11 protein-coding genes are annotated in these 11,991 nt (G+C 30.0%); 3 read left to right on the top strand and 8 right to left on the bottom strand.

The features are described 5' to 3' along the window. Window positions 1–2: 2 nt before the first annotated feature. Genes QZU83_RS02775 through QZU83_RS02765 form a run of 3 tightly spaced genes read left to right on the top strand, consistent with a single transcriptional unit; the run spans window position 3 to window position 3,325 of the window. Window positions 3–1,541 (top strand): type I restriction-modification system subunit M, encoded by a 1,539-nt coding sequence (locus QZU83_RS02775; RefSeq protein WP_295609468.1) that lies wholly within the window; start codon window positions 3–5, stop codon window positions 1,539–1,541. Window positions 1,542–1,545: 4 nt separating this feature from the next. After that, on the top strand, window positions 1,546–2,787 hold the full coding sequence (locus tag QZU83_RS02770) for a restriction endonuclease subunit S (RefSeq protein ID WP_295609466.1): 1,242 nt from the start codon (window positions 1,546–1,548) through the stop codon (window positions 2,785–2,787). Window positions 2,788–2,809: 22 nt separating this feature from the next. Beyond that, a complete protein-coding gene (locus tag QZU83_RS02765; protein WP_295609464.1) occupies window positions 2,810–3,325 on the top strand; it encodes a DUF1802 family protein in 516 nt (171 codons plus the stop codon). A 234-nt stretch (window positions 3,326–3,559) separates the two neighbouring features. On the opposite strand, the gene QZU83_RS02760 is transcribed toward QZU83_RS02765, so the two are convergent. The 8 genes from QZU83_RS02760 to QZU83_RS02725 form a co-directional block, all read right to left on the bottom strand. Continuing rightward, window positions 3,560–4,459 carry a hypothetical protein gene (locus tag QZU83_RS02760; RefSeq protein WP_295609463.1) on the bottom strand — a complete coding sequence of 300 codons (900 nt, stop codon included), beginning with the start codon at window positions 4,457–4,459 and terminating at the stop codon, window positions 3,560–3,562. Window positions 4,460–4,699: 240 nt separating this feature from the next. Beyond that, window positions 4,700–7,153, bottom strand: coding sequence for an Ig-like domain-containing protein (locus tag QZU83_RS02755; protein WP_295609461.1), 2,454 nt, complete (start codon window positions 7,151–7,153; stop codon window positions 4,700–4,702). Window positions 7,154–7,164: 11 nt separating this feature from the next. Next, a complete protein-coding gene (locus tag QZU83_RS02750; protein ID WP_295609459.1) occupies window positions 7,165–8,016 on the bottom strand; it encodes a hypothetical protein in 852 nt (283 codons plus the stop codon). A gap of 304 nt (window positions 8,017–8,320) precedes the next feature. After that, window positions 8,321–9,394, bottom strand: a complete 1,074-nt coding sequence (locus tag QZU83_RS02745) for a zinc ribbon domain-containing protein (RefSeq protein WP_295609457.1) — start codon at window positions 9,392–9,394, stop codon at window positions 8,321–8,323. 192 nt (window positions 9,395–9,586) lie between these two features. Beyond that, a complete protein-coding gene (locus QZU83_RS02740) occupies window positions 9,587–10,153 on the bottom strand; it encodes a carboxypeptidase-like regulatory domain-containing protein (RefSeq protein ID WP_295609456.1) in 567 nt (188 codons plus the stop codon). Window positions 10,154–10,343: 190 nt separating this feature from the next. Continuing rightward, window positions 10,344–10,931 (bottom strand): Ig-like domain repeat protein, encoded by a 588-nt coding sequence (locus tag QZU83_RS02735; protein WP_295609454.1) that lies wholly within the window; start codon window positions 10,929–10,931, stop codon window positions 10,344–10,346. 9 nt (window positions 10,932–10,940) lie between these two features. Continuing rightward, window positions 10,941–11,561, bottom strand: a complete 621-nt coding sequence (locus QZU83_RS02730) for an Ig-like domain-containing protein (RefSeq protein ID WP_295609452.1) — start codon at window positions 11,559–11,561, stop codon at window positions 10,941–10,943. A gap of 15 nt (window positions 11,562–11,576) precedes the next feature. Further along, a partial coding sequence (locus QZU83_RS02725) for a hypothetical protein (protein ID WP_394350257.1) occupies window positions 11,577–11,991 on the bottom strand: 415 nt, incomplete at its 5' end.

The raw sequence follows: 11,991 nt of genomic DNA, 5'->3' as shown, positions 1-11,991 counted from the left end.
AAATGGCAACAAATTTAGAAACAAAACTATTTGCAATAGCAGATGAATTAAGGGGAAATATGGATGCAAATGAATACAAAAACTATATTTTGGGTTTCATATTTTACCGATACTTGTCTGAAAAGCAGGAAAAATTTATTAATGAATTACTTGAAAAAGATGACATCACATTTCAGAAAGCATGTGAAGATGAAGAGTGGAAAGCAGATTTAAAAGAAGATTGTATTAATAACTTAGGATACTTTATAAGTCCAAAAAGCCTGTTTAGCTCAATGATAAAAAAATGTAAAGTTGGAGATACAATAAGAAATGATTTGAGATCAGCATTTAATGAAATAACTAACTCCTCACAAGGTACAGAAAGTGAAGACGACTTTGATAACCTATTTGACGATGTAGATTTAGATTCGCCAAGATTAGGTAAAAAAGACAAAGATAAAAATAAAATAATATCCACCATATTGTTATTGTTAAATGATATTGATTTTGAATTAGACAATGATGAATCAGACATACTTGGAGATGCATATGAATATTTAATCAGCCAATTTGCATCAGAAGCAGGTAAAAAAGCAGGAGAATTTTATACACCTCAAGAAGTATCAAAAATCCTAGCTAAAATAGTAACATTAGGAAAAGACCAAATCAAAAATGTTTACGACCCAACCTGTGGGTCAGGATCATTACTTTTAAGAATATCAAAAGAAGCAAGAGTAGCACACTACTTCGGACAAGAATTAAACACAACCACATTCAACCTTGCAAGAATGAATATGATATTGCATGGAGTAAAATATGACCAATTTGACATAAAACAAGGAGACACATTAGAAGACCCACAACACAAAGATATGAAATTCGATGCAGTAGTTGCCAATCCACCATTCTCTGCAAAATGGTCTGCAAGAGAATCATTCATGGACGATAGCAGATTTAGTGCATATGGTAAATTAGCACCAAAATCCAAAGCAGACTATGCATTCGTACAGCACATGATATACCAATTAAATGAAAGTGGAACAATGGGCATTGTATTGCCTCATGGAGTGCTATTCAGAGGAGCTGCAGAAGGAAAAATAAGACAATACTTAGTGGGAGAAAAAAACTACCTTGATGCAGTAATCGGATTACCGGCAAACTTATTTTATGGAACAAGTATTCCAACATGTATATTAGTGTTTAAAAAATGCAGGGAAGATGATCAAGATATATTATTCATTGATGCAAGTAAAGAATTTGAAAAAGTTAAAAACCAGAACAAACTGCGTTCAGAAGATATTGATAAAATAATCAATACTTACGCATCAAGAGAAGAAATAGAAAAATATTCTCACAAAGCATCACTTGAAGAAATAGAAGAAAATGATTACAACTTAAATATTCCACGTTATGTAGATACATTTGAAGAAGAAGAACCAATAGATCTTGATGAAGTAGTTGATGAATTAGAAAGAATTGATGTTGAAATGGAAAAAGTAGATGCTGAAATCAAAAAATATTGTGACGAACTGGGCATTAGAGCACCTACATCATTGAGATGATAACATGACTGAAGAAAAATTAGTACCCAAACTACGATTTAACGGCTTTGATGATGAATGGATTGAAGTTAATATAAAAAATTATTCAACAATTAAAGGTAGAATTGGTTGGAGAAATCTAAAACAGAGTGAATATACTGAATCAGGACCCTATTTAATTGCGGGGAAACATATTACTAATGGAATTATTAATTGGGAAGAATGTGACCATTTAAGTATGGAAAGATATGATGAATCCCCAGAAATAGCACTGAAAATAGGTGATGTAATCTTTTCAAAGGATGGTAGTTTAGGAAACCCTGCTTTAATAAGAGAATTGCCCGATAAAGCTACAATCAATGGTACTATGATGTTAGTTAGGTTACATGAAAAAATTATGCCTAACTTTTTTTATCAAGTTCTAAATTCCGATTCATTTTTTAGATTATTGCATATTCTTAAATCGGGCAGTAGTATACCACATATTTTTCAAAGAGATATGGAGAATTTTAAATTCAAGGTTCCACAAAGTTTAGATGAACAAAATAAGGTTTCTAATTTTTTAGAAGTTGTGGATAAAAAAATCGAATTGTTAAAACAAAAACAAGATGATTATCAAAATTTTAAGAAGTATTTGATGCAACAGATATTCGCACAGAAATTAAGATTTAAAGATGAAAATAACCACCATTATGAAAACTGGGAACAATTACAATTAAAAGACATTATTTCATTAAAAGGAGGTTTTGCATTTAAAAGTGAACTTTTCAAAGATGAAGGAATGGCAATAATTAGAATATCTAACATTTCTCCAAATAATTCTGTTATATTAGATGATTTAGTGTATTATAATAAATTAGAAAATGATTCTGATTTCATTATAAAAAAAGGAGAACTTATAATTGCAATGTCTGGAGCTACAACTGGAAAAGTTGCAGTTTATAATTTAGATTATGAATCTTACATTAATCAACGAGTAGGTTTGTTTAAACAAACATCAGACAAATTATATTATCCTTTTTTAATCCAATATACTCATAGTGATGATTTCAAACGAGAATTGAAAAAAACATTAGTAGCTGGTGCTCAACCAAATATCAGTAAAAAAGAAATTGAATCATTCAGTATTAAATTACCTCAATATGAAGAACAAGAAAAAATAGCTGATTTACTATCTAATTTGGATTTAAAAATTAATACAATTAAAAATCAAAATAATGAACTTTATATGTTTAAGAAAAGTTTACTTCAACAAATGTTTGTTTAAATGCTAAACAAAGGTGATAATTATGTCTGAAATAACAAAATGTTTAAACGAATGGAACGCAACTATCGAAGCTTTAGGTCAAGGAAAACAAACAATATTAATTAGAAAGTATGGGACAACATTAAAAGAATTCTTACTGTACCCAACAGTTAGCTATGCCCTAAAAGATGATGTTTTAGATTCCTTCCAAGACCAAAACTTCGCAAAAGGCAATTTACTCCCAGCTGGCGAAGATGGAACTTATGGAGTAAAATACTATGCTACTGTCGAAGGCGTGATTGAAAAACCTTCAACCAGGATTGGCGCATTTAACAAGTTCCACATCTGGACTCGTGATCATGTGAAAGATTATCTTGGCCACAAACCTGTACAAATTTGGATTTTACGAGTTTACAAATTAGATGAACCGCAGATGTTGAAAAGAAATCGTGGTATGAGATATGCAAATGTGGAGCGCCCAGTTAAACTTGAAGGAAAACCAGTTTTAAGTGATGATGAATTTGAGAAGTTAAAAGAAGAGATTATGAATACAAAATAATTATTACTTTGTTATTCTAAATTTTTAGCTATTTCATACCAACATCAGTTAATCTGTATTATCTGCCTTTACGTGCTTCAGGATTTATTATCTCCAATGGTTAGTTTTTTTCCAGTACGTTTAGCTATTTCTTTAGGTATGAGCACATTACCATCTAATGAAGTTAAAATTCTTTATCTGCATTGTGACCGTTTAACAAACTCAACAGTATCATTATCCATTCTTAGACTCCATTTATTTAAATATCTCATTTCTTAAGTTAATTGCTCTTTTACTAGTATCTGCTTTATTACTTTTAAAATTGCTGGTTTTTATGTGTGCGTTGCCAGTGATGATAGAATGTTCCTTAATTTTATTAGGTTTTGGTTTGATTGGTTCTTTTTTAATTTTTGGTCTTGATTTGATTTCTTCATCTTTTATTTTACTAAAATTTAAGTAAAAAATTAGATAATTATTGATAAAACTCCATTTTTCAATTTCAAATTCATTTAAATCACAGGAATCAATTGATTCTTGAAGAGATTGGCCATTTTTGATAGCGATATAATAACTTTGTATATTATTTAATTCTTGAGTTTTATGATTTTTTGGGATGTCCTGACCAAATAAATTATCAATATCCAATATTGAATCAATATTATAAGAATTATCCATATGGGACACATATAGTTTAAATTTCTCAAATGATGTCAAACCTCTATCAAACCAATTAGAAACTAAATGATGAGAAATACCTATTTTTTGAATTGCATTGTTGCGAGATTCGCCTTTTTTCATTAGTTCCAGGAAATTTTGCATATTTGACAATTCAGTTTCATCAATATTTAATATGTCAGGCCTGTTTGAAGTTGTGCAAGATATAATTTTGAGATATGAGAAAGGACTACCTATATTAATAAATTTTGCATAATAGGTTTTATTTTTCATGTCTAAAAAGTCAAAAAGTTCTGTTGATTTAAATATTTGCTGTTTAGCAAACTTATCCTTCTTTTTTTTAGTATGTATTCTTCCAACAACTTCACCATCATCATTTAAAAGATTTATACGTTTTTTATAACCTCTATAAGCTAAAATTACCCTATCTCCAATTTTAGGTTTATATATCAGATAACGTGTAGTGCAACGAGTAATCATAAAACTCCTCAAATCTTAATTAAGCTAATAAATGAATATGCCATATATTATTTTAAATTGAGTAACATATTGCATTATGCTTAAAGTAATCAATTTCAAATAATATTTGTATTAATCCTATTTTTAACAATTCCTAAGGTGAAAGAGGTAATGAATTTAATTCTATGAGGATATAATGAGAGTCTTTTAATATATGTCAACTCTGAAAAAGTATTGTAAGTGAATTTGCACTTACAATTTTTAAATCCATACCGTGACTGTGGCTTGGTCAGCTTTTATAGCCAAATCATTATTAATGACTGTTTTTTGAGTATTGTAAATTCCATCATTCGTATAAACCCAAATACCTTCACCTGAACTAAAATGAATATATGCTTCAGCCCGAATGTCAGTTAATCTTATATTATTTTTGTAAATATATATTCTAACGTGCACATCTGAATCAACCCATTTATAAGTTTCAACAGAATATACTCCATAAGACCTTATAACATGTTCATTTAGTTCAAATGGAACAACCAAAGTAAAAGAAGATACTTTTTCTTCATATTTTATTTTTTTAACATGAATATTAACAGTTGTAGAACTAGCATGAACCTGTTTATTTCCACCATAATTGACTGTAGCCTTATATGTTCCAGCATTAGTCGGTGCTTTAATTTTAACTTTAGCTACACCATTATTTACTTTAGCAGAATAAGTTTTTCCATTGATTTGTACTTTAACTGTTCCAGATTTAATTTTTTTACCATTTGAGCATTTAACATTAACTTTTAATGTATATTTAGACTCTGGAGCAATAGTTACTGAATTTACAGTAGTTTTACTATAATATTTTTTTACAATTAAATTAAATTTTGCAGAAGAAGATTTATAGACAGAATTTTCTAAAAAACTAACAGTACAAGAATATGTTCGAATCTTTGATGGAATATTAATCTTTAATGTAGCAAAACCCCTATTAACTTTGGTTTTGTAAGTTTTTCCATTAATTTTACATTTCAAATAACCATTTTTAACTTTATTGTTCATTTTATCTTTTATCATAATTTTCAAGTGATATATGGTGATTTTTGTTGTTGTTTTAATGGTATTAACTTGAATTTTTGTTGGAATCTTTTGTATGTCCAAGTATGATTCTCTTAAAATCTTTCCATTTTTATCAACTATTTTAAAGATGTAATATCCAACACCAAAAGTCATGGTAGAAATGTTATTTGAGTATTTATTAAATGTATTCTCAGTATCAACATACCCTGAAGAATCTAAATCAATAGTTTTAATTAAAACTGACCCTTTGTATATTTTTAAAAATCCTTTGAAGTAACCCTTCCAACCATAATTAATAAATTTATTTTCCCCATAATATGTTGTTACAGAATCAATATGCATATCTTTATATTCATTATCAACATAAACTGGATTAACAATTATTCTATTTGTAGTAACAATACCACAATACCTGGTTGTGATTGTATAATTTCCAACTTTTAAATGTGTTTTAAAACCGGCATACCCTTCTTTATCAGATACCACATCATATCTTCGATTATCTAAAACAAATGAAACAGTTAAATTAGCTGTGAATTTATTATTTTCATCAGCTACTCGAACATTATATTCTGTTAAATTTTTATAATCAGTTATTAAATCTTCAGCCTCAATTATTCTCTTTAAAACAACTATCTCCTTTTCTAACACTTCACCAGTGAAAGGGTTTTTTATTTTAATAAGATTAGTACCGAATGGAGCGAAGAAATAATTATTAGAAACCCAAGACTTACCCGTGAAAAATTCACACAGTATTCTCACACCCCCATCAACATAATATTTTTCATTTTCTTTAATAACCATCGATGATTTATAACATACTCGAATAGTTTTATTACACGGAACATATACGGATGATTTACCTTTATAAACAAAAACAATATCATGATAAGAATTATGGGTGAAATTTAAAACAATATTACCATTAGTGGCATTAAATTGATTATCAACATCACCATCAATATAATAATTAAATATATCCTTTATTTCTCTATCCAAACCGTCTATTAGCTTAACTTTTATTGATCCATAAACCTCCCCATCATAAGTTGTGATAGAAAATAATGATCGTGAAGGCCCCTTATTTGTTAAGGTACATTCACCCACTGTTGGCTTAAAAAAATAAACAGTATCAATACAAGTCCCATATATTCCATCAGTAGAATACCATAAGGACAATGCATGTGTAGCATTAGATTCTAAACTATTTGGAATACTGATAGAATTACCCGAAAATGTTTTTTGAACAGTTGAATAATCAAAAGAATAGAATACCTCTGCATTTTTAACCAAATTATTTGAAGAATCCTTTAAATTTATTGTAATGATTTTATTAAAAGAACTTGGAACATCAAAATGTGTATAAATCAAGTCAGTACTACACAATTGGTCATCATAAGAAGAAGACAATCCATTAAAATCAACATCACCATTATCCGAACTATCATTATTTAAAATAATCTCATTCTTTGCTAAATCTAAATCCAAATTTTCATCTGAAATTACATTCAAATCATTTAAATTTTCATCATTAATTACAGTATTAACAAAATCATCAGTTTGATTATCAGCTGCATTTGCCGCAGATAGAGCTAATAATCCTACTAGTATTAAAGTTAATATCAATGCAACTTTTTTAATCATTTTATCACCCATTATTTGAATTCAACAGATTTTGCCATCTCTTTAACTAAATTCAAATCATTTGAAACAACAATCACCATTGCATTATCACCATGTGTATAAGCCGCATTTGTTCCATCGATATTTTGAATACCTTCAACAACAGTAACATTGCCATTTTTAGAAGAATTTACACCATTTTGAGAGGTTACATTATTGATAAATTTATCATAATATGCATCATCAATTGTTGTGTTAGCTGATTCATCATTTGTATAATAAACAACAGCATCACAACCTACTGCAGAATATACTCTCCAAAATCCATCATAAGTACCATTATTGAATTCTGAACCTTTCGGAGCATTAATTGTTAAAACATCACCCACATTTACTTTTTCCATATTTCCAGTAGCAGAAGTGTTTGTAGGGGATGAAGTTTTATTAGAAACATCAATTGATGCACTTGTTCCTAAATCTGCACTAGCTGCAATTGCCTTAGCCTCATCCAAATTCTTATCAGTAATAATATACATTTCTTCACTTGAATTAGCGACTACGACATATTTTCCATCTTTTTGGAATACTGTAAATTTACCGTCCACTTTACCATCTTTTAAACCATGTGAAGTAAGATAATCCGTGAAAGTTCCTCCTTTAATGTCGTTCAATGTTAAATATTGAATTATGATTCCATGCCCATCTTCATATTGGTGACCGTCAGCTCCGGCATTGGCCATCCAATAGTTACCAGGGACATTTAATTTGAATTGTCCGTTAAAATCGTGTTCCTGTAATTCTGCTGCAGAAACAGAACCTAATAAAAATCCAAACGCTACAACAAATATCAATATTGTTAGTGTCAATATTTTTTTATTTTGCAAAATGTTTTCCTCCAATACTTATTAATTGATATATATTTGTGTTTAAAATAAAATATATTTGTTTTGATAAAAAGATTAAATGGTGAATATTTTTTTATATGATAAAAAAAGTAACTGGAAGAATAATCATTCTATAATGTATATACTTCCAACTTCTTTTTGTACAACACCATTTATACTCTTCTTTTGCATTAAAATATGTAATGAGGCAAAAAACTAATTTTATAAACTTTTCACCATATTACCAACCATGAATATAGGGCTTGCGCAGTTTGATAAAACTTAACTTCTGACTTAGGGTAAATTAATATAAGGGGTCATGACCACAGTCCATCATACATCTTTTATATAATCTTCGCATATCCCGTTGGTAACTTTTTTTAGGAGATGAAGTTAGATTAACTTGAATTAATGGAATATGCATTTTCCAAAGTTCAATATTTTCATTAGGTCTTTTTTTTATTTTAGGTTCCCCAATTGCACATTTACCCCACCAAGTATTATTAATGATGTCCCGTATCATTTGCTGTTGATTATTTGGTGTGAATGGTCTTCGTATAGTAATTATTTCAATTATATCACTTGGTTCATGCCCTCCTTTACTTTGAATCCATTCATTAACGTTATCTTGACTTTCTTTAGGAAGTGATTTTAATCCGCTATTTTTAAGTTTTTCTGATTTTTCTTTTCTTTGTTTGTTCATTTCATCATTTAGTCTTCTTTGAAAGATAGAGTATTCATTTGAATCAATAGAATGTTCATTTCCATATCTTAATATTTTATTCATACTTGAATAAGTGTACATTCCCCATTTGTTTTTTCTAGCTTTAACCCTTATTGCGATTGTTTCAATGGGAACTGTATTTATTCCTTCAAATTCTACTTCATTATCAAATTTAGTCTTGTTATTCACCCAATGTTTTGAATTAGCTTTTGAAATTTCGGATTCACGCTTAGTTTTTTGTTTAGATTTTTGTTTAGCTTCAATTTTTTTATCAAACTGAGTATTATTAACAAAGTCAATTCTCTTCCTAAACATATTTAAGTCCTTTTGAGAATTAGTGTGCTTTTTAGCATATTTTAACATTTTATCATAATCTTTAGGTGAAAAAAAACCATCTTTTGTTTTTTTAATTTTCAATCTTCTTGCTATATCATCAATAGAAACACTATTAATTCCTTTTAAGTCGATTTTTTCATCAAAATCATAATTTTTATTTAAGGATTTTTGTATTCTTTTGTTTGCTTTTTTTAGAAATGAACTATTGGATTCCATCATATTAGATTTAATATTATCCTCATCAACAATCTTCTCTCCACAATTTTCACAGAATTTTGCATCAGATGCAACTTTTGATCCACATTCAGGACAATACATACTTTCACCATTTATATCAATCTTGTTAGCATATTTGTTACCCCTATTTTAAAGTTTTATTGTAAAATAACTTGTTGAGTATAGGCATAACTGAAACTGTGATAAAAAAAAATAATTTTAGAGAATCATTATGGAAATGATTCTCAATTTCCTCCGAGAAAATATAATCTTACTTTCAGATTTTATCTTTTATCAGTATCCCAAACTAGCTTTTTGTGCTTCCCATTCTTCAGGACTGTTAGCACTTTTACCATAAACTTGAAGTGTTTTGTAATCTGCTTCACTAATTGGGAGCCCATCTTCTCCGATATACTGTGGTTCACTATTACTCTGCTCAACAGTAGATTCAACAACTTCTTCTTGAACAACTTCTTCTTTTTTAATAGTTATCTTCTTAGTAGCATTGCATCCATTATACTTATCATTTCCACCATAGCTAACAGTTACATCGTATTTTCCTGCATCCTTATCAATTTTTAAGGTCCCAACACCTTTTTCATTAGTTTCTACAGAATGATAATCACTTGTGCCATCTTTATCCTTGATTGTGACATTAATTGTTTGATTAGCTATTGCAGTTCCGTTGGCATCAGTCAGCTTTACTTTTAATGAATCCCCTTCTGCTAATGTGGAATTGTTTTTAAATTTCAATTTTGTATCCTGTTTCGCCATGTTTGGCATCATTGTAAATGCCATGCCTACCAGAAGAGCAGCAATGACAACAATTAAAGCCAAAATAATAATTTTGTTTTTATCCATGAAATCACCTAAGTAATAATATTATTTAATATTGTGTCAATCATATGTATATAACAATTCCGACATAAAAAGGTAGGATAAAACATTCGATTCATGAAATGGCATGGAAAAGTGGGAAATGATTAGACGGCTTGAGGAAGTAATCAAAATAAAAAGAGTGTAGGTGGAGTTTCACCTACCTAATAAAACATTAAGAAGTAATCCTTGCGTTTTCATCGTATGCAATCCCATCTTCATAAACAGAACCCTCAGCAGAATATCTGGTAACAAATTTATGACCATTCCCATCATGATATACAACAATACTGGATCCAGTATCTCCTCCAGGATGAGTTTCAGTCCAACCTACAGAATTTGAACTGGATGGCTCGCTAACAGTTTCTTTGACCTCTTCTTTAATAGTTAACTTCTGTGTTGCATTGCTTCCAGTGAAATTATCATTTCCAGCATATACAACAGTAACATTATATTTGCCTTTCTTCAAATCCAAATCCAGTTTGGCATTGCCTTTGCCGTTTGTCTTTACTGTTTTATTTGCTACAACTTTGCCTTTGCTGTTTTTAACTGTGATTTTGACCTTTTCTTTGGATAATGGTGTTTTGTTTAGATTAGTTAATTTGAGAGTTATGTCTTCGCCTTCATATAGTGTTTTATTGTTTGTTATTTTGACTGTAGTTGGTTCTTTTGCATTAGTTATTTGCAAAAACATGGCTCCTGCAACAACTGCAAGAATGGCAATAATTACTAGCATTATTATAATAATGTTTTTGTTTTCCATAATATCTCCTCATGTATGATAGAGTCCATTATTTGGATCACGGGCAGTATAGCCGCCAACAGTCACATACTCTCCAGGCCTGTCACCATCCACCCTCATTTCAATGTAATGCATGTCATGTGCAATTGCATACTCCCTGGTTATGCCTTGAGAATCAACTTCAGGGCCATATTCCGGATATATGCCACCATCAGGAGCATTTTTGCTGGCATGAGTTGTGGTTGATGTTTGCTCCTCACTAACTACTTTGGTGGTTGCCTTTTCAACTGTGATATTGTCAGTGATGGATGATGAAGCATATTTGTCATTTCCATCGAATCTGCATTCAACGAAATACTTGCCCTTTTCCTCCATCGTGAATTTTGCTTTACCTTTGGAGTTGGTTGCTGTTTTTTCATCAATAGCTGTTCCATTTTTATATGTAAGTTTAATATTTACTGTTTCATTTGAAATGGGATTTCCCTGACTGTCAGTCAATTTAACAACCAGTGAATCACCAACATTGACCTTTTTATCGGCAATTTTTAAGTTTGACTTTTCCTTTGCCATTTGCTGAGACATCACACCCACAACCGCTGCAAGAACGACAATTATCACAACCAGCATCATGATTATGTTTTTGTTTTCCATGATGACATCTCCCCATTATTTAGATTTATCAACATATCGATTGGCAGGCTCTGCATCAGGATAATAAACGCTATTTGGTTCATTTGGACGATATTGCTTACTAGGGCCCAAATTTTCTAAAAAATTACCATTATCATCGACTGTATAATAATATCCGTCTTCACCAATAATGGTATGTGTGCTACTACCGCCACTTTGGCTACTTTGAGCACTATTTTCCGATACAGTAGCTTCAGCAACTTTCTCCTCAATGGTTATCTTCTTAGTGACATTGCATCCTTTATACTTGTCATTTCCGCCATAGCTGACAGTAACATTGTATTTTCCGGAGTCCTTATCCATCTTTAATGTTCCAACACCTTTTTCATTTGTCACTACAGAATGGTCAGTTGACTTGTTTTTATTTGTTATTATTATATTTACAGTCTGA

Origin of the sequence: uncultured Methanobrevibacter sp., from assembly GCF_902771435.1 — an archaeon.
In the GTDB taxonomy this organism is placed as follows: domain Archaea; phylum Methanobacteriota; class Methanobacteria; order Methanobacteriales; family Methanobacteriaceae; genus Methanocatella.
This window is presented reverse-complemented; position numbering and strand designations above follow the sequence as displayed.